Origin of the sequence: Rhodopseudomonas sp. BR0G17 (assembly GCF_010907025.1) — a bacterium.
Taxonomy (GTDB): Bacteria; Pseudomonadota; Alphaproteobacteria; order Rhizobiales; family Xanthobacteraceae; genus Rhodopseudomonas; species Rhodopseudomonas palustris_H.
Genome location: NZ_QUML01000029.1, coordinates 27,195 through 44,198 on the forward strand (window position 1 = coordinate 27,195; position 17,004 = coordinate 44,198).

The 17,004-nt window shown below is 66.0% G+C and carries 19 protein-coding genes; 11 read left to right on the forward strand and 8 right to left on the reverse strand.

Going from position 1 to position 17,004, the window contains the following annotated elements; genetic code table 11:
• Position 1 precedes the first annotated feature (1 nt).
• The 3 genes from rnr to DY467_RS19555 all read left to right on the forward strand — a co-directional run bounded on the left by rnr (position 2) and on the right by DY467_RS19555 (position 3,600).
• Complete coding sequence (rnr, locus tag DY467_RS19545) at positions 2 to 2,347, forward strand: ribonuclease R (protein ID WP_164638393.1); 2,346 nt, start codon at positions 2 to 4, stop codon at positions 2,345 to 2,347.
• Positions 2,347 to 2,775 (forward strand): DUF983 domain-containing protein, encoded by a 429-nt coding sequence (locus tag DY467_RS19550; RefSeq protein WP_107344983.1) that lies wholly within the window; start codon positions 2,347 to 2,349, stop codon positions 2,773 to 2,775. Before rnr ends, DY467_RS19550 begins: the two co-directional genes overlap by 1 nt.
• Before the next feature lie 69 nt (positions 2,776 to 2,844).
• Positions 2,845 to 3,600, forward strand: a complete 756-nt coding sequence (locus DY467_RS19555) for an NUDIX hydrolase (RefSeq protein WP_164638395.1) — start codon at positions 2,845 to 2,847, stop codon at positions 3,598 to 3,600.
• Positions 3,601 to 3,633: 33 nt separating this feature from the next.
• Here DY467_RS19555 and DY467_RS19560 read toward each other — a convergent pair whose 3' ends face one another.
• Positions 3,634 to 4,782 (reverse strand): MFS transporter, encoded by a 1,149-nt coding sequence (locus DY467_RS19560; RefSeq protein WP_164638397.1) that lies wholly within the window; start codon positions 4,780 to 4,782, stop codon positions 3,634 to 3,636.
• A 395-nt stretch (positions 4,783 to 5,177) separates the two neighbouring features.
• Here DY467_RS19560 and rpmG point away from each other — a divergent pair, with 395 nt between their 5' ends.
• Positions 5,178 to 5,345 carry a 50S ribosomal protein L33 gene (gene rpmG / locus DY467_RS19565; RefSeq protein ID WP_011158674.1) on the forward strand — a complete coding sequence of 56 codons (168 nt, stop codon included), beginning with the start codon at positions 5,178 to 5,180 and terminating at the stop codon, positions 5,343 to 5,345.
• A gap of 230 nt (positions 5,346 to 5,575) precedes the next feature.
• Here the strand turns inward: rpmG and DY467_RS19570 are convergent, their stop codons facing one another.
• Positions 5,576 to 6,949: a PleD family two-component system response regulator gene (locus DY467_RS19570; RefSeq protein WP_107356057.1), complete on the reverse strand. Its 1,374-nt coding sequence runs from the start codon at positions 6,947 to 6,949 to the stop codon at positions 5,576 to 5,578.
• A 10-nt stretch (positions 6,950 to 6,959) separates the two neighbouring features.
• Positions 6,960 to 7,325, reverse strand: a complete 366-nt coding sequence (locus tag DY467_RS19575; RefSeq protein ID WP_011158678.1) for a response regulator — start codon at positions 7,323 to 7,325, stop codon at positions 6,960 to 6,962.
• 126 nt (positions 7,326 to 7,451) lie between these two features.
• On the opposite strand from DY467_RS19575, the gene DY467_RS19580 reads away from it, so the two are divergent.
• Complete coding sequence (locus DY467_RS19580; RefSeq protein ID WP_107344989.1) at positions 7,452 to 7,751, forward strand: DUF3572 domain-containing protein; 300 nt, start codon at positions 7,452 to 7,454, stop codon at positions 7,749 to 7,751.
• A complete protein-coding gene (locus tag DY467_RS19585; protein WP_164638399.1) occupies positions 7,748 to 9,043 on the forward strand; it encodes a DNA polymerase IV in 1,296 nt (431 codons plus the stop codon). Before DY467_RS19580 ends, DY467_RS19585 begins: the two co-directional genes overlap by 4 nt.
• A 120-nt stretch (positions 9,044 to 9,163) precedes the next feature.
• On the opposite strand, the gene DY467_RS19590 is transcribed toward DY467_RS19585, so the two are convergent.
• Positions 9,164 to 10,030 (reverse strand): cell envelope integrity EipB family protein, encoded by an 867-nt coding sequence (locus DY467_RS19590; protein WP_164638400.1) that lies wholly within the window; start codon positions 10,028 to 10,030, stop codon positions 9,164 to 9,166.
• 268 nt (positions 10,031 to 10,298) lie between these two features.
• On the opposite strand from DY467_RS19590, the gene DY467_RS19595 reads away from it, so the two are divergent.
• The 4 genes from DY467_RS19595 (at position 10,299) to DY467_RS19610 (ending at position 13,340) form a co-directional block, all read left to right on the forward strand.
• The gene (locus DY467_RS19595; RefSeq protein WP_042441160.1) at positions 10,299 to 10,766 is read left to right on the forward strand and encodes a RidA family protein; all 468 of its coding nucleotides are present in this window, start codon (positions 10,299 to 10,301) and stop codon (positions 10,764 to 10,766) included.
• An 18-nt stretch (positions 10,767 to 10,784) separates the two neighbouring features.
• The gene (locus DY467_RS19600) at positions 10,785 to 11,531 is read left to right on the forward strand and encodes a glycerophosphodiester phosphodiesterase (protein ID WP_164638402.1); all 747 of its coding nucleotides are present in this window, start codon (positions 10,785 to 10,787) and stop codon (positions 11,529 to 11,531) included.
• 92 nt (positions 11,532 to 11,623) lie between these two features.
• On the forward strand, positions 11,624 to 12,862 hold the full coding sequence (locus DY467_RS19605; RefSeq protein ID WP_164638404.1) for a GNAT family N-acetyltransferase: 1,239 nt from the start codon (positions 11,624 to 11,626) through the stop codon (positions 12,860 to 12,862).
• 49 nt (positions 12,863 to 12,911) lie between these two features.
• On the forward strand, positions 12,912 to 13,340 hold the full coding sequence (locus DY467_RS19610; RefSeq protein WP_107357544.1) for an HIT family protein: 429 nt from the start codon (positions 12,912 to 12,914) through the stop codon (positions 13,338 to 13,340).
• A gap of 5 nt (positions 13,341 to 13,345) precedes the next feature.
• On the opposite strand, the gene tsaA is transcribed toward DY467_RS19610, so the two are convergent.
• Genes tsaA through DY467_RS19625 form a run of 3 tightly spaced genes read right to left on the reverse strand, consistent with a single transcriptional unit; the run spans position 13,346 to position 14,941 of the window.
• Positions 13,346 to 13,807 (reverse strand): tRNA (N6-threonylcarbamoyladenosine(37)-N6)-methyltransferase TrmO, encoded by a 462-nt coding sequence (gene tsaA, locus DY467_RS19615; protein ID WP_107344994.1) that lies wholly within the window; start codon positions 13,805 to 13,807, stop codon positions 13,346 to 13,348.
• A gap of 49 nt (positions 13,808 to 13,856) precedes the next feature.
• Positions 13,857 to 14,201, reverse strand: a complete 345-nt coding sequence (locus DY467_RS19620; protein ID WP_107344995.1) for an AzlD domain-containing protein — start codon at positions 14,199 to 14,201, stop codon at positions 13,857 to 13,859.
• Positions 14,198 to 14,941 carry an AzlC family ABC transporter permease gene (locus DY467_RS19625; protein ID WP_107344996.1) on the reverse strand — a complete coding sequence of 248 codons (744 nt, stop codon included), beginning with the start codon at positions 14,939 to 14,941 and terminating at the stop codon, positions 14,198 to 14,200. Before DY467_RS19625 ends, DY467_RS19620 begins: the two co-directional genes overlap by 4 nt.
• Positions 14,942 to 15,093: 152 nt before the next feature.
• On the opposite strand from DY467_RS19625, the gene DY467_RS19630 reads away from it, so the two are divergent.
• The gene (locus DY467_RS19630; RefSeq protein WP_164638406.1) at positions 15,094 to 15,453 is read left to right on the forward strand and encodes a PilZ domain-containing protein; all 360 of its coding nucleotides are present in this window, start codon (positions 15,094 to 15,096) and stop codon (positions 15,451 to 15,453) included.
• A gap of 16 nt (positions 15,454 to 15,469) precedes the next feature.
• On the opposite strand, the gene DY467_RS19635 is transcribed toward DY467_RS19630, so the two are convergent.
• A complete protein-coding gene (locus DY467_RS19635) occupies positions 15,470 to 16,501 on the reverse strand; it encodes a lytic transglycosylase domain-containing protein (RefSeq protein WP_164638409.1) in 1,032 nt (343 codons plus the stop codon).
• Between the last annotated feature and the right edge of the window lie 503 nt (positions 16,502 to 17,004).

A 17,004-nucleotide genomic window follows, 5' to 3' on the forward strand; every position in this document is an offset into this window, starting at 1 on the left:
TGTGAGCAAGCCGCGCGACGCGAAGTTTCCGGACAAGGCCACTCTCCTCGCCTTCATCCGTGCCCACCCCGGCAAGGTCGGGACCCGGGAGATCGCGCGCGAATACGGCCTGAAGAATGCCGATCGCGCCGAGCTGAAGCGCATGCTGCGCGAGCTCGCCGACGGCGGCAGCATCCGCAAGAGCGGACGCCGCAAGGTGTCGGAGCCCGCCACGCTGCCGCCGACCCTGCTCGCCGATATCGTCTCGCGCGACGCCGACGGCGAACTGATCGCTACCCCGTCCGAATGGGACGAGCAGGACGGCGACGCGCCGAAGATCCGCATCCACACGCCGCGCCGGATCAAGCCCGGCACCGCAGCGGGCGTTGGTGATCGCGCGCTGTTGCATGTCGAGACCGCCGATCCGGGCGAGGCCGGCCCCGCTTATGTCGGCCGTGTCATTCGTGTCCTCGAGCGCGGCAAGGCCCGTATCCTCGGTATCTTCCGCGCGCTGCCGCAGGGTGGCGGCCGGATGGTGCCGGTCGACAAGAAGCAGGCCGGCCGCGAACTCAACATCGCGGCGCACGATGCCGGCGGCGCGCAGGATGGCGATCTCGTCAGCGTCGACCTGATCCGCACCCGCGGCTATGGCCTCGCCTCAGGCCGCGTCAAGGAGCGGCTCGGCTCGCTGGCCAGCGAAAAAGCGATCAGCCTGATCGCGATCCACACCCACGATATCCCGCAGGAATTCTCCACCTCCGCGATCCGCGAGTCCGAAGCCGCAGAGCCGGCGACGCTGAAAGGCCGCGAAGACTGGCGCGATCTGCCGCTGGTGACGATCGATCCGCCGGACGCCAAGGATCACGACGACGCCGTCCACGCCGCGCCTGATCCGGATCCGAACAATAAAGGCGGCGTCATCCTGCATGTCGCCATCGCCGACGTCGCTTACTACGTGCGCCCCAGCTCGGCCCTCGACCGCGACGCGCTGCGCCGTGGCAATTCGGTGTACTTTCCCGACCGCGTCGTGCCGATGCTGCCGGAGCGGATCTCCAACGATCTGTGTTCGCTCAAGCCGGGCGAGCCCCGCGGTGCCCTCGCCGTCCGCATGGTGATCGACGCGCAGGGGCGCAAGCGCTCGCATTCGTTCCACCGCGTGCTGATGCGCTCGGCGGCAAAGCTGAGCTACGCACAGGCCCAGGCCGCGATCGACGGCAAGCCCGACGACATCACCGGTCCGCTGCTCGAAACCATCCTGAAGCCGCTGTACCAAGCCTACGCGGTGGTGAAGCGCGGCCGCGACGAGCGCGATCCGCTCGACCTCGATCTGCCCGAGCGCAAGATCATCCTGAAGCCGGACGGTACTGTCGACCGCGTCATCGTGCCGGAGCGGCTCGATGCGCACCGGCTGATCGAAGAGTTCATGATCCTCGCCAACGTCGCGGCCGCCGAAATGCTGGAGAAGAAGGCGCTGCCGCTGATCTACCGGGTTCACGATGAGCCCAGCGTCGAGAAGGTCCACAACCTCGTCGACTTCCTGAAGACGCTCGATCTGTCGTTCGCCAAGCAAGGCGCGCTGCGGCCGGCGCAATTCAACCGCATCCTGGCGATGGTCAAAGGCGAGGATTCCGAGCCGCTGGTCAACGAGGTGGTGCTGCGGTCGCAGGCGCAAGCCGAATATGCGGCCGAGAACTACGGTCACTTCGGCCTCAATCTGCGGCGCTACGCACACTTCACCTCGCCGATCCGCCGCTACGCCGACCTCGTGGTGCACCGCGCACTGATCCGCGCGCTCGATCTCGGCGACGGCGCGCTGCCGCCGAGCGAAACCACCGAGACGCTGGCGGAAGTCGCCGCGCAAATTTCGCTCACCGAGCGGCGCGCGATGAAGGCCGAGCGCGAGACGGTCGACCGGCTGATCGCGCATCATCTCGCCGACCGGATCGGCGCCACGTTCCAGGGCCGCGTCTCCGGCGTCACCAAGGCCGGCCTGTTCGTCAAGCTGAGCGACACCGGCGCTGACGGGCTGATCCCGATCCGCTCGCTCGGCGACGAGTATTACAACTACGACGAAACCCGCCACGCGCTCATCGGCTCGCGCAGCGGGGCCATGCACCGGCTGGGGGATGTGGTCGACGTCAAGCTGGTGGAAGCTGCACCGGTGGCCGGCGCGCTGCGGTTCGAACTGGTGAGCAACGCCAGCGTCGAATTCACGCACCGCAAGACTGCACGCAAGACCAAGGGGAAGAGCAAGGCCAAGCTGAAAACCGAGAGCGGCAAGACGGCGCGCGCCAAGCCCGGACGGGTGAAGGCGCGAAAAGCCGCCAAGCCGAAACAAAAAACCAAGTCCGGGAGAGGAAAACGCTGATGAGCACGCTGACCCGCGAGCCGATCGTCTGGCCTCCGCAATCCGCCCCGTCGCAGCAGCGCAACGTCTGGCAGGCGATGTGGCGCGGCTTCCGCGGCCGCTGCCCGAACTGCGGCGAAGGCCGGATGTTTCGCGCGTTCCTCAAGACCGCTGACAGCTGCACTCAGTGCGGCCAGGACTTCACCGGCCACCGTGCCGACGACCTTCCCGCTTATCTTGTAATCGTCATCGTCGGCCACATCGTGGTGCCGATCGCGCTGTCGATCGAGACGCATTACGCGCCGCCGGTGGAATTGCAGCTGGCGATCTACCTGCCTTTCACCCTGCTGGCTTCGCTGCTATTGCTGCAGCCGGTCAAAGGCGCCGTGGTCGGTTTGCAATGGGCATTCCGGATGCACGGCTTCGACGAGACCAACCCGGACCACTGACGGCGCGATTCCCACGCGGCGGCACAACGACGAACAACAACACCAACAAGAAACGACAACGGGAGCGATATGACCGAATCCGCGACACAGACCGAGCCGAAGGTCGAGCAGGATCACCAGGAAGCCAGCCACCACCCCTATTTCCGACCCAAGGACGCCGCGACGCTGATCCTGGTGGACCGCAGCGGCTCGACGCCGAAGGTGCTGGTCGGCAAGCGCCACGACAACGTCGTGTTCATGCCCGGCAAGTTCGTGTTTCCCGGCGGCCGCGTCGACAAGAGCGACGTCCGGGTCCCGGTCGCAGCGCCGATCCCGCCGGAGCTCGAAGCCAATCTGCTGAAAGGCAGCCCGAAGACCACGCCGTCCCGCGCCCGCGCGCTGGCGATCGCGGCGATCCGCGAGGCCTGCGAAGAGACCGGGCTGTGCCTCGGCTGCAAGACCGACACCAAGGCGAAGCTCGACGGTCCGTGGCAGCCGTTCGCCGAAGCCGGCCTGCTGCCCGATCCGTCCGGCCTGTTCCTGGTCGCGCGCGCGATCACTCCGCCCGGCCGCATCAAGCGGTTCGACACCCGCTTCTTCACCGCCGATGCTTCGGCAATCGCACACCGCGTCGAGGGCGTGGTGCATGCGGATGCCGAGCTGGTCGAGCTGGTGTGGGTCGAGCTCGGCTCCAAGCCGCTCGCCGATCTGCATCCGATGACCAAGAACGTGCTCGGCGAACTCGACCGCCGGCTTGCCACCGGTCCGCTGCGCCACGACGCCGCGCTGCCATTCTTCCACTTCTACGGCGGCAAGATGCAGAAGGACATGCTGCCGGGCGGCTGAGCGCCCGGCCTGCATCTCACCAGCACACTCGAACTAACGGCGCGACCACCGTGCCGTTAGTTCCAGCAGCAAGGCGATCGCCGCCAGCGCGCCGCCATAGAGGCTCACCACCGTCCAGCCGCCATGCGCCCAGGCGAAGGCGGCGCCGGCCGAGCCGATCGATCCGCCGATGAACATCCCCGTCATGAACACGGTGTTGAGCCGGTTTCGTGCCTCCGGCACCAGCGCGTAGACGATGTGCTGGTTGGAAATCAGCGCGCCCTGCAGGCCGAAATCCAGCACCACCACGCCGATCAGCAGTCCGGCGATGCTGCCCCACAGCCCGAACAACATCCACGCCACCAACACCAGCGCCGCCCCGATCGCGATCACCGGGCCCGGCCCGCTTCTATCCGCAATCCGGCCGGAGATCGGCGCCGCGAATACCCCGACGACGCCGACGAGGCCGAACAGGCCCGCGGCCTCGGCTCCAAGCCCGAACTTCGGCTCCTGCAGATGCAGCGCCAGCACCGTCCAGAACACGCTGAAGGACGCGAACAGCGCCGCCTGCACCGCGGTCCCTCGCCGCAGATCCGGCTGCTGACGCCACAGCGAGGCCAGCGACTTCAGTGCGGCGCCGTAGCTGATGTCGAGGTGACCGTGATGGCGCGGCAGCAGCCACGCCATCAGCGCCGCAGTACCGAGCGCCGCCGGCACCGCCAGCCAGAACATCTCCCGCCAGCCGAGGTGACCGGCGACAAATCCTGCCACCGTCCGGCTGAGCAGGATGCCGCACAGCAGCCCGGCCATCACCAGGCCGATGGTCTTGCCGCGGCGCTCCGGCGGCGCCAGCGCCGCGGCAAACGGCACAACCTGCTGCGCCACCGACGCACAGGCGCCGAGCGCCAGCGACGCGGCGATGATCAGCCAGGCTGACGGCGCCAACGCCACCAGCGCGGCCGCGACCGCCAGAAGCACGAACTGCCCGGTGATCAGCCGCCGCCGGTCGGTCAGGTCGCCGAGCGGCACCAGCAGGAACAGCCCGACCGCATAGCCGAGCTGGGTGGCGGTCGGAATCATCCCGGTGAGCGCGGGGTTGCCGAGGTCGCGCTCGATCACCCCCAGCATCGGCTGGTTGTAATAGATGTTGGAGACGCTGATGCCCGCGGCAGCGGCCATCGCCAGCGTCAGCCCCGCGCTCATTGCCGGACCCGGCAGCGCTGCCCCGCCGGATCCCGGCTTCGGCGGAGGTTCGGGTTGAGGATTCTCCGCAATGCGCAGGGCCGGCTCACTGACGCTCATCTGGGGCCTTTCGTGACAGAATCGGGGTCGAGGTTCCGAAGATGGGTCGCAGCGCTCCGAAATCGAGGGCGGCCGCAGGAAGATCTGGGATGCGCGGAACGCTGTCTTGTCGGATTTGCCCGGCTTTTGGCCGCTTTGGGTGCGAATTTCAGGGCTTAGAAGCGATTTCGTCGATCCCGGTCGCCTATCCCTGCAGAGAACCTTGACTTTCGGGCAGCCGTGGCTAGTTTGCCGGCCAAACGCGGGTCCTGACGTTCGACCTCGCCTGTTTATTCCCAAATTCGAGGTTTGAGATCATGGCCAAGGCGGTCACCATCAAGATCAAGCTCGTGTCGACGGCCGACACCGGGTTCTATTACGTGACGAAGAAAAACTCGCGCACCATGACCGACAAGATGGTCAAGAAGAAGTACGACCCGGTCGCGCGCAAGCACGTCGAGTTCAAGGAAGCCAAGATCAAGTAAGCCGCTTCGGCCTACTGACGGCATTCCTTCCGCGGGGCCTTCGGGCCCCGTTTCTATTTTCGATGATGATCGGCAGCCTTCGCGCAGCCAGGAGACGTCATCGCCCGCGCAGGCGGGCGATCAAGTATCCCAGAGCGCAAAGATCAACTGTTGAGCTGCGGCATACTGGATCCCCGCATCCGCGGGGATGACAGCTGTCCAGAAACGTGACGTCGTGCGGGTACTTTGGCTTACGCCGCCGCGGCGACCACCCGATTGCGGCCGTCGTGCTTGGCCCGGTACAGCGCGGTGTCAGCGCGTTTCAGCAGGTCGGGGATCGGTTCGCCCTTGCGCTCCAGCGTCGACAGCCCGATCGAAATCGTGACCTCGATCCGGCGCGCGCCCTTCTCGATCGCGAACGGCTCGCCGGCGATGGCGCGGCGCAGCCGCTCGGCCACCATCTGGGCGACGTGCAGATCGGTTTCCGGCATCACGATCACGAACTCCTCGCCGCCGTAGCGGCAGGCGAGATCGATGCCGCGGATCGACTTCTTGATCCGCAGCGCGAACTCGCGCAGCACGTCGTCGCCGGCATCGTGGCCATAGCTGTCGTTGATCGACTTGAAGAAGTCGATGTCGAGGATCATCAGCGCCAGCGGCTTGCCGCGCGCGCCCGCCTGCTCGGCGAGCGTCGCCAGATGGCTCTCCATGTAGCGCCGATTGTGCAGCCCGGTGAGCCCGTCAGTGATCGCCATCTCGATCGAATGCTGCACGTTGTCGCGCAGATGATCGGTGTAGCGGCGGCGCCGGATCTGGGTCCGGGCTCGCGCCATCAATTCGTTCTTGTCGACCGGCCTCAGCAGATAGTCGTTCACGCCGATCTCGAGACCGCGCAGCAGCCGCGCGTTGTTCTCGGCATCGGCGATCGCGAGAATTGGCACATGCCGGGTACGCTCCAGCGAGCGCGCCTGGCTGCACAGCCGCAGCCCGTCGAAATTCTCCAGCCCAAGCGACACGATCAGCAGGTCGTAATTGCCGTCGGCGGCGTGGAACAGCGCTTCGGAAGGATTGGTCTCGACGTCGACGTCGTGCTCGGCACTGAGCAGCGGCGCCAGCCGCTCGTAGGACGACGGCCGGTCGTCGACCAGCAGAATGCGGCCGCCCTTGCCCTGATCGGCGACGGCTTCACGCTCCGGCGCCTGCATGCCGATTTCGAGCGACGTGATCGCCCGCATCCGCAGCTCGTCGGTCATCATCTTGAGCCGGGTCAGCGACCGCACCCGCGCGATCAGCACGACATCCGACACCGGCTTGGTGAGGAAATCATCGGCGCCAGCCTCAAGGCCGCGCACGCGATCGGCCGGACTGTCGAGCGCCGTCACCATCACCACCGGGATGAAATGCGTCTTGGGATTCGACTTTAGCCGGCGACACACTTCGAAGCCGTCCATGTCCGGCATCATCACGTCGAGCAGCACGATGTCGCATTCGGCGCGCTGGCAGATCTCCAGCGCCTGAATGCCGTTCGATGCGGTGATGACGTCGAAATACTCGGCCGACAACCGGTCTTCGAGCAGCTTGACGTTCGCCGGAATGTCGTCGACCACCAAGATACGCGCTGACACGATACCACTCCTAGCCGATGAACCGCCGGACCGTCTCGATGAACTTGCCGACCGAGATCGGCTTCGACAAATAGGCTTCGCAGCCGCCTTCGCGGATTCGCTCCTCGTCGCCCTTCATCGCGAATGCAGTGACGGCTACCACCGGAATGTGACGGAGTTCGGCATCGTCCTTGATCCAGCGCGTGACTTCGAGCCCGGACACCTGCGGCAGCTGGATGTCCATCAGGATCAGATCGGGGCGCAGCTTGCGAACCAGGTCGAGCGCTTCATAACCGTTGCTCGTTCCCGCCGTCTGGTAGCCATGGGCCTCCAGCAAGTCGCGAAAGAGCTTCATATTGAGCTCGTTGTCTTCGACGATCAGGACGGTTTTCGCCATCCCGCCCCTCCACTACTCGCACTAAAATGCCCGGGCCGGCGGCCCGCGATCGTTCGACAAGCCGCAAGACTCGGGCATGATTGAATAAAATAGAGACGAGAAGTTACGGAAAGGCAAACACAACCGATGCGAAAGCGGCTTCAAGATCCTCGCCAAGCGGCTGAAATCGTGGCGATTCAGGCGCTCTCCTTCATCGCGGGAGAACCCGAGCGGCTCGGCCTGTTTCTCGCTGAGACCGGGATCGGCCCGGAGACCCTGCGCAGTTCCGCCGCCGATCCGCAGTTCCTTATCAGCGTGCTCAACTTCGTGCTGCGCGACGACGCCACCGCAAAAGCCTTCGCCGACTCGGTCCAGCTTCACCCCACCAACGTCGCTGCAGCCCTGCAGGTGCTGGAGGACAAGCCGTGGGAGCGTGACACGCCGTGAGCGGCGACGACCCAGGCGCACGGACTGCGCCCGGCTTCTGCCGGGATTGTCTCGCCGACCAGCGCGCCGAGGCGCGGCGCTGCACGGCCTGTGGGTCACCGCGCCTGCTGCGGCACCGGTCGCTGGGAACTCTGTCGCTCGCTCATATCGACTGTGACGCCTTCTACGCGACGGTGGAGAAGCGCGACAATCCGGAGCTTGCCGACAAACCGGTGATCGTCGGCGGCGGCAAGCGCGGGGTGGTCTCGGCGGCCTGCTACATCGCCCGTACCTTTGGGGTGCGCTCGGCGATGCCGATGTTCAAGGCGCTGGCGCTGTGCCCCTCGGCGACGGTGGTGCGGCCCGACATGGCGAAGTATGTCCGGGTCGGCCGCGAGGTGCGACAGGCGATGCGGGCGCTGACGCCGCTGGTCGAGCCGCTGTCGATCGACGAGGCGTTCCTCGACCTGGCCGGCACCGAGCGGATGCACGGCATGATCCCGGCCAAGGTGCTGGCGAAATTCGCCCGCGAGGTCGAGCGTGACATCGGCGTCACCGTCTCGGTCGGGCTGTCGTGCAACAAGTTCCTCGCCAAGATCGCGTCCGATCTCGACAAGCCGCGTGGCTTCGCCGCGCTCGATCAGGACGAAGCCCGCGAGATGCTGGCGCCGCGGCCGGTCGGCTTCATCTTCGGCGTCGGGCCGGCCACCGCGTCGCGGCTGGCGAGCCGCGGTTTCCGCACCATCGCTGATCTGCAGCGCGCCGATGAGATCGAGCTGATGCGGCAGTTCGGCGACGAAGGCCGGCGACTGTGGCGGCTGGCGCGCGGCATCGACGACCGCAAGGTGGTGCCTGATCGCGGCGCCAAATCGATTTCCAACGAGACCACCTTCGAGGACGACATTCGCGACCTTGCGACGCTGGAGAAGATCCTGTGGCGGCTGTCGGAGAAGGTGTCGTCGCGGCTGAAGAGCGCCGCCCTCTCCGGCTCGACCATTACTTTGAAACTGAAGACCGCCGACTTCCGCCAGCGCACCCGCGCACAGACCATCCATGCGCCGACCCAGATGGCCAACCGGATCTTTTCGGTGTCGCGTGAGATGCTGATCAAGGAAGTCGACGGCACCGCATTCCGGCTGATCGGCACCGGCGTCAGCGCGCTGACCGAACAGACCGGCCCGGCGGAGGACGACATGCTCGACCGCCGCTCCGCCCACGCCGAACGCGCGATCGACGACCTGCGCAAGAAATTCGGCGACGCCGCGGTGATCCGCGGTATCGCGTTCGATCGGGCGCAGAAGCCGCAGGGATGACGGCGATCAGCCCGAAGTGGCGTGTCATTGCGAGCGCAGCGAAGCAATCCTGTAGCGTTACGCACTCACAGATCGACTGCTTCGTCGCGATACTGCTCGCAATAACGGATCGCGAGGGCCTTACTTACACGGCTTGTCGGATTTGACCTCGAGCTTGCCCATCGCGCCGGCGAGGACGAAGTCGTTGTAGTCGAGCACCAGCGAACGTGACACGCCGTTCTCGTAGAGTTCAAACGACATCGCATAGACCGGCGTCTGTTCGCCGGTGGCGGACTTGGCGTCGCGATCGTAGTAGCTCACCGTCACCGGCCAGCGCGTCAGCGCCTTCATCGCATCGTCGTTGGTGGACGGATCAGGCGACACCACCGCGCCGCTACCCTTGATCGGCTGCCCGATCACCGTCAGCGTGTTGTACACCTTCTCGCCGTTGTCCGAGCCATCATACACAGACAGGTTCAGCAGCGACTTGCCGGCGCGCGCGGCTTCGATGATGCGTTCGATCTGCTCGGTCGGGAACACGGTCGAGCCGTCGAGTTCGAACGTCTTCTGCACCGGCTGCTTCAGCTTCACCGTGATATGATCGCCGGTGCGCTCGGCCATGCCGTCGACATCGCTCTCCTTGGAGTCGTCCATCCGGGTGCCGATCTTGAACCGATAGCTCTTGCCGGCGGCATCCTCCCAGCTCGACGAACGCAGATCGCTGAGCGTGTTCTTGCCCTCGCCGCTCTGGATCTCCGAGACCTGACGGAAATCGGAGGTGTAGCCTTCGCAGGCGTTGCCGGAGAAATTGTACAGGATGCGGCCGCGCACCGTGCTGATCGAGGCGTTGTTGCGCGTCTTCACCAGGCTGAGGTCGTACAGCGCCTGGTGCGGCAGGAAGTTGATCGCGGGGCCGGCGATGGCGGCCGATCCGCTCGACATGGCGAAGGCCGCCACGATTGCCAGCAGTCCCCGGCTCGGTCGCGTCGTCTGTCGTGACACGGGCATGTCGTCTCCCTGATAACGGTCGGATTAAAATAAGCAGCGGCCGGAGTCGCCGCAACGGCCGGGATTCGTGGACCACCGGATTGCGGTGAAATCACGGAGCAATTTGGTTCAAACCCAATTTGATCGGAACCTGCCGGCCGACACGGTTGCACGCGGAGCGGGCTTTGCGAGTTGCAGCGGCTTGCTTGCCACAGCCTGCGCAATCGGCCAAACAAGACCGCCCGGCCGAACGGAGCGCCGGGAGACGCGACGAGCAATGGGGATCGGCATGACCGGGGTGATCGAGCAGAAACTGACCGCGCAGGGGATCGTGTTGCACGAGCCGGCGAGCCCGGTCGCCAACTATGTGGGCTTCGTCCGCACCGGCAATCTGCTGGTGGTATCCGGGCAGGTTTGCTTCGACGGCGCAGGCAAGCTGGTCGCCCAGGGCAAGCTCGGCGCCGACGTCTCGATCGAACAGGGCAACGCCGCAGCGCGCGCTTGCGCGATCAACCTGCTGGCGCAGCTCAAGGCGGCGCTGGGCGATCTCGACAAGGTGGTGCGTGTGGTGCGGCTGGGCGGTTTCATCAACTCGACGCCGGACTTCGTCGACGGGCCGAAGGTGATGAACGGCGCATCCGACCTGATGGTCGCCGTGTTCGGTGACAAGGGCCGCCACGCCCGTACCACCGTCGGCGTCGCCTCGCTGCCGGCCAATGCCGCGGTCGAGGTCGAAGGCCTGTTCGAAGTCGCGTAACCTGCAGGAGACAGAGCGATGCGCGCGCCCGACTGGCTGACCGCCCGACCGGTCGCGCATCGCGGCCTGCACGACCGCGCCCGCGGCATCGTCGAAAATATGCCCGGCGCGATCAACGCAGCGATCGCCGGCAATTTCAGCATCGAAGTGGACATCCAGCTCACCGCCGACGGCGAAGCGATGGTCCACCATGACGACAATCTCGGCAGGCTCACCGACGGTGACGGGGCCCTGCTCGGCATGACGGCCGCACAGCTCCGCCAGGCGCCGTTCAAGGATACGCCCGAGCGGATGATGTCGGTCGGCGAGCTGTGCGACCTCGTCGCCGGCCGCGCGGCGCTGGTGATCGAACTGAAAAGCCACTTCGACGGCGACCGCAAGCTCGCCCGCCGGCTGCTCCAGGTGCTGGACAGCTACAAGGGGCCGGTCGCGGCGATGTCCTTCGACCCCGACCAGGTGCTGGCGCTGCGCCAGCTTGCGCCGAAGCTGCCGCGTGGCATCACCGCAGAGCGCAGCTATGACGACGCCTATTGGGCCAAGCTTAACGAGGCGCAGCGCGACCCGATGGTGGCGTTGAAGCACGGTCTCAGAACCCAGCCGCATTTCGTCGCCTACCGGGTCGACGACCTCCCTGCCCCGGCGCCGTGGATCGCGCGCAATTTGTTCGGCTGCGCACTGCTGAGCTGGACGGTGCGTACCCCCGAACAGCGCGCCCGCGCCGCCCGCTACGCCGACCAAATGATCTTCGAGGGCTTTGTTCCGTAATCGTGACCGCAACCGGCCTTGAACGAAGCGCGGCAAATGCCCAATCTCTGCGGAATGACAGTCAGCAGCGCTCTTTCCACCGGTTCGGCGGTTTGACGACAACATCCGACATCACGCTGGAAGCGGTGTCATCGGTGGATGCGATCTCCGCCGCCGATTGGGATGCCTGCGCGCGCTCCGGGACGATCGTCCCTCATCCGGATGAAGCCGGCGCAGTCGGCAGCGCCTGCGCCGCTGCGACAGCCGCCTACAATCCGTTTCTCAGCCACGCATTCTTCGCCGCGCTCGAACAGTCTCGGTCGGCAAGTGCCCGCACCGGCTGGGGGCCGCGGCACCTGATCGCCCGCGAGGACGGCCGCATCGTCGGGCTCGTGCCGTGCTATCTGAAATCGCATTCGCAGGGCGAATACGTGTTCGACCGCGGCTGGGCCGACGCGTATGAGCGCGCCGGCGGTAGCTACTATCCCAAGCTTCAAGTCTCGGTGCCGTTCACCCCTGCAACCGGGCCGCGCCTGTTGGTCCGCGATAGCGTCGATCCGGCGCGTGTCGGCGGCGCTCTGGTGAACGGTCTGATGGCGCTGTGCGATCTCAGCAAGGCCTCGTCGGTGCATGTCACCTTCGCACGCGAGAGCGAGTGGCGTTTCCTCGCGGAGCGCGGTTTCCTGCAACGCACCGATCAGCAGTTTCACTGGCAAAATGCCGGCTACGCCAGCTTCGACGACTTCCTCGCGACGCTAAACTCGCGCCATCGCAAAGGCATCAAGCGCGAGCGGCGCGACGCGGTGGCGAATGGCATCACCATCCATCACCTCACCGGCGCGGATATCACTGAGGACGCATGGGACGCGTTCTTCGAGTTCTACATCGAGACCGGCTCGCGCAAATGGGGACGGCCCTACCTCAACAGGGAATTCTATTCCCTGATCGGCCAGAGCATGAGCGAGGACGTGCTGCTGGTGATGGCGAAGCGTAACGGCCGCTGGATCGCCGGCGCGATCAACTTCATCGGCGGCGACACGCTGTTCGGCCGGCATTGGGGCGCGATCGAACATCATCCATTTCTGCATTTCGAGGTGTGCTACTATCAGGCGATCGACTTTGCGATCACGCGCGGCCTCAAGGTGGTCGAAGCCGGCGCACAGGGCGAGCACAAGATCGCACGTGGCTATCTGCCGCAGACCACCTACTCGGCACACTTCATCAGAGACCCGGCGCTGCGCCGCGCGATCGCCGATTATCTCAAGCGCGAACGAATGTATGTTGACGAGATGGGCCGCGAGCTGACCGAAGCCGGTCCTTTTAAAAAAGGTAACATCGCCGATCCGGCTTGACCCGCCTATGCACGGTGACGACAATCGCGCCGCCAAGCCCGGAGCAACCATGACCGCTTACGATCCCGAGAACATTTTCGCCAAGATCCTGCGCGGCGAAATCCCGTGTCACAAAATCTATGAAGACGATCACGTCTTCGCCTTCCTCGACATCATGCCGCGTTCGACCGGCCACACGCTGGTGATCCCGAAAGCACCGGCGCGTAACATCCTCGACATCACGCCCGAGGATTTCGCCCATGTGGCGCGCGGCGCGCATAAGATCGCACACGCGGCGATGAAGGCGTTCAAAGCCGACGGCATCGTGGTGCAGCAGTTCAGCGAACCGGCCGCCGGCCAGGTGGTCTATCATCTGCACATGCACGTGATGCCGCGCCACGAAGGCGTGCCGCTGCTGCCGCCGGCCTCGCGCAAGGAAGAGCCCGCGGTGCTCGAACAACATGCCGCGCAACTGAAGGCGGCGCTGTCACAGAGCTGAGACGGCTACTTCACCATCGAGTGCACGCAGCGATCCGGCTTCAAGTCGATCAGCGGCGTGCCGTCGAGGCAATCGAGGCCGCGCACCAACACGGTCGCGCCCTCGATCCCGACCACCGCCACCGACGAAATCCCGATTGGGTTCGGTCGCAGCGGCGAGCGCAGCGCAAAGGTGCCGCGCGGTCCGTCGATACCGTGGCCACGCTGGATCACCAGATCGCGCCGCGACAGATGCAGCCAATACACCACCTGCGCATGGGCGAACTTGTCGAGCCCCTGGAGCGCCTGAATCCACGGCTCGAAGATCTCAAGCCGGCACACCGGCCCGTCGTGACTGCCCTGCCGCGGCGTCTCGCCGCGCGACGTCCAGGGCGTGTGAATGCGGCCGATGAACACCAGACCGGCATCGGTCGGCGGCGGTGCCTCGACCACGACCTCGCCTTCGCGGATCTCACCTCTGTCCATCATCATGCGCCTTCTCACTGACAGCCCGGTGTAGCGCGAAACCGCACAGGTTTCACCGCCACCAAAGTTGGCCGATCAGCAGCACCGCCTCGCCCGCCACCACGCCGGCGAAGATCGAGCGGCGCGCGGCCAGAAACACCGCAAGGCCCGCCGCCACCGCACCATAGCGCAGCATCGGCGACACGCTCGCCAATGCGCCCGGCGGCAGGAACAGGATCTGGGCAATCACACCCGCCAGGATCGCGGTGGCGACCGCGCGAACCCAGATCAAAAGCTCCGAGCCTTCGTCGATGCCACCGCCGAGCCACAGCCCGAGCATCCGCCAAGCCTCGTTCGGCAGCACGCCGGCGAGCACCAGCACCATCAGCGCCTGCCAATTGCCGATGAAGTCGCTCACGCCCGCCTCCGTCGCCGCATCCAGTGAACGCCGTAGGCGATCGTCCCGGCCGAGACGCCGCTGATCAGCACGTCGACGCCGGTATGAAGCAGCGCGACCAGCGGAAACAGCGCCAGCCCGAGCAGCAGCGCGACGACGTCGGCGAGTTCGCGGCAGTTGCGCGCGGTCGATAGCAGAAACGCCAGCGGCGTCAGCAGCAGGATCGCAGCGCCGAACGACTGCGGCAGGTTCGCCGCGAGCAGAAAGCCAATCACATTGGCAACGAGACACACCGAGACCAGGCCGGTGCCGAGACCATTGGCGAAGGCAACGCGCCGCTCGCGCGGCACCTGCGGCAGCAGACGGAAGCACTCCACCCACATCGTCACCGCGACGAAGTGCGCCGGCAGCACGAGATGCCGCAACTTTGTAGTGGGGGTCCTCAGCATCGGCAGCACCGACACCACCATGGGAAACAGCCGGATCGCCGACACGGTGACGGCGATCGCCGCCTGCACCGGCGTCGCTCCGGAGCCAAGCGACGAGATCAGGATGATCTGTGCCGGGCCGGCCCACACCAGCACCGTGCTCAGCAGCACCCAGCCGAGGCTGAAATGGCTGTCATGGGCGAGCGCACCGATGCCGATGAAGGTCGCGAACAGCACCAGGGTCAGCACACTGCCGCTAGCGGCAATCAGGCCGCGGAGAAAGGCACGGCCGGGGCTGTGCCAGTGCGGCGAAGTCGAGGAGGAAACGGGCATGCGGTCTCTGCGAGTTACGCCCCATACGCGCTGCCCAGGGCGCTGCGGTCAAGGCGCTGCGTTTACCTTAACCATTGGTTTCTCTTCAGTCGAATTCGAGAATCGCCACCACCTGTGATAGCAAAACACAACCATCGCGACAGGAGGCGGGGATGTTCGATCGAAGGTGCACAGCTCGCCAGAGGGTTTATTATGGCGGCCGCCTGGTGTTTCAGGCTCGCGCATCCACGTTCGACTGCATCGTCCGCAACTTTTCGGGGAACGGCGCGCAGGTCGAGGTCGACAATCCTGCAGCCGTGCCGGACACCGTCGAGTTGATGATCCCCCGTCAGGGCATCTCCTATTTCGGCCGGATCGTCTGGCGCCTCGAGAACACGGCCGGCCTCGTCCTGGAGACGCCGCGGCGCCACGTGGATTCGCTGCCGCTAGACATCGCGCTCCGGCTGCGCGCGACCGAGCGCGTCAATCAGCAGCTCCGCACGCAGCTCAGCGACCTGCGCTCCCAATTCTGATCCGGGCCTCGGGCCGTCAGCCTCGATTGCGCAGCACCAGGCACGCCTGCCCGGCCCGGCGGATCTGCTTGCACAGATCGTCCGCTTCGCCGCGCGTGTCGGCGCCAATCCGTACCTGATAGAACGGCCGGGTGCCGCGGCTGCGGAACAGGCCGCTCAGCAATGTCGGATCGCGCTCGCCGATCACGCCGCTCAGCCGCGACATCGCTCGCGCGTAGCTCGCCAGCGCGCGGTTGCGATTGAACCCGGCGGCGAGCTGCACACCCCAGGGCCGATCGGCGCCGAGCTTCACACGTTGTTCGAGCTCGGCGACGAACGGATTCGGCGCCCGCTTCAACAGCGCCATCAGCGTTCGGCAATCGGTGTCTGCCTTGGTCTCCGGCAGCTTTGCGGCGCGTCCCGCCTTCGCCCAGTCGTCGACCGAACTGCCGGTGATCGCGAACACGTAGTCCCGCGTCTGCAGCGGCATACCGCCAGTCCCAGCGAGCCATTCCTGCACCCGGCGCGGCCCGGCGTTATAGGCAGCCGCTGCAAGCCCGAGATTGCCGAACTGATCGCGCAGCTCCTTGAGGAATTCGGCCGACTTCGGCAGCGCCTGCACCGGATCGAACGGATCGAGCAGCCGGCGCTCGCTGGCCGTGCCGGGCATGAACTGGGCGATACCTTGCGCGCGCTTGCCACTGCGTGTCACCGGGCCCACGGCATCCGGCTGAAACCGGCTCTCCTGCCAGATCACCCGGGCGAAAAACTCCAGCGGCAAATCGTGCGCCTTGGCGGCGGATTCGATCATCAGGCAGATCGACTCCCGCGTACCGGAGTCTCCACCCTTGTCGGTGGCATCGGCCGGCTTGTCGCCGGGGGTGGCTTGATTGGGCTCTGCTGCAGGCTTGGCTTGGTCCGCGGCTGGTGCGGGCTTGCTCGGCTCGGCCGCAGCCGGCGGCGCGGCGGCGTCCGTCTTTGGCTGTGGCGTATCCTCGGCATGCACGGTCGCGCAGGCGAGCAAGGTCAGCGCGGCCGCAATGGGCGCAAGCCAAGGCGGCCGGATCATGCGCGGTTTCCCTTCAACGGCCGCATTCCTTGACTCACCCAGGCAACGGACTAGCAATTCAACGACGCAGTTTCGGGAACGCATGATGGCCGAAACTGATCCGAATGCCAGCGCTGCGGCCGACGCCAAAAGCTGTGCGAGAGTCTGGGTCGAAACGGCGCAGCGATACCGCAAGCCTCGTTGTCGCCTCGTCTTTCCGGCAATTGCCTGGTCGACCCGTTGGACTAAAACGTCGATTCGAAACGCCACGCGCGAACCGCGGCATCGATACCGCAGGTTCGGACTCGCCAGGGGACGACGACCATCAAGCGCAAACAACCAAAACAGCGCCGGCCGAAGAAGAAGCATCACGGCGGTCAGCCGCGACCGGCCGCCGCTGCACGAGCGTTGCCGCCGGACGATGAGGCCGCTGTCGCATCGAGCGCCGACGCGGCTCAGGTCTCTGCCGCGCCTGCGGCCGCCAAGCCGGCACCGGCCACCGCCGAGCCCCGGCCTGCGCCGCC

Excerpts from the sequence above, each read along its gene's own strand:
- DY467_RS19575 (WP_011158678.1), bottom strand. The coding sequence starts at position 7,325 with ATGGCGAAAACCGTCCTGATCGTCGAAGACAACGAGCTCAATATGAAG.
- DY467_RS19555 (WP_164638395.1), top strand. The coding sequence starts at position 2,845 with ATGACCGAATCCGCGACACAGACCGAGCCGAAGGTCGAGCAGGATCAC.
- DY467_RS19580 (WP_107344989.1), top strand. The coding sequence starts at position 7,452 with ATGCGAAAGCGGCTTCAAGATCCTCGCCAAGCGGCTGAAATCGTGGCG.
- DY467_RS19610 (WP_107357544.1), top strand. The coding sequence starts at position 12,912 with ATGACCGCTTACGATCCCGAGAACATTTTCGCCAAGATCCTGCGCGGC.
- DY467_RS19560 (WP_164638397.1), bottom strand. The coding sequence starts at position 4,782 with ATGAGCGCGGGGCTGACGCTGGCGATGGCCGCTGCCGCGGGCATCAGC.
- DY467_RS19595 (WP_042441160.1), top strand. The coding sequence starts at position 10,299 with ATGACCGGGGTGATCGAGCAGAAACTGACCGCGCAGGGGATCGTGTTG.
- rpmG (WP_011158674.1), top strand. The coding sequence starts at position 5,178 with ATGGCCAAGGCGGTCACCATCAAGATCAAGCTCGTGTCGACGGCCGAC.
- DY467_RS19630 (WP_164638406.1), top strand. The coding sequence starts at position 15,094 with ATGTTCGATCGAAGGTGCACAGCTCGCCAGAGGGTTTATTATGGCGGC.
- DY467_RS19635 (WP_164638409.1), bottom strand. The coding sequence starts at position 16,501 with ATGATCCGGCCGCCTTGGCTTGCGCCCATTGCGGCCGCGCTGACCTTG.
- DY467_RS19550 (WP_107344983.1), top strand. The coding sequence starts at position 2,347 with ATGAGCACGCTGACCCGCGAGCCGATCGTCTGGCCTCCGCAATCCGCC.
- DY467_RS19600 (WP_164638402.1), top strand. The coding sequence starts at position 10,785 with ATGCGCGCGCCCGACTGGCTGACCGCCCGACCGGTCGCGCATCGCGGC.
- DY467_RS19590 (WP_164638400.1), bottom strand. The coding sequence starts at position 10,030 with ATGCCCGTGTCACGACAGACGACGCGACCGAGCCGGGGACTGCTGGCA.
- DY467_RS19625 (WP_107344996.1), bottom strand. The coding sequence starts at position 14,941 with ATGCCCGTTTCCTCCTCGACTTCGCCGCACTGGCACAGCCCCGGCCGT.
- tsaA (WP_107344994.1), bottom strand. The coding sequence starts at position 13,807 with ATGATGGACAGAGGTGAGATCCGCGAAGGCGAGGTCGTGGTCGAGGCA.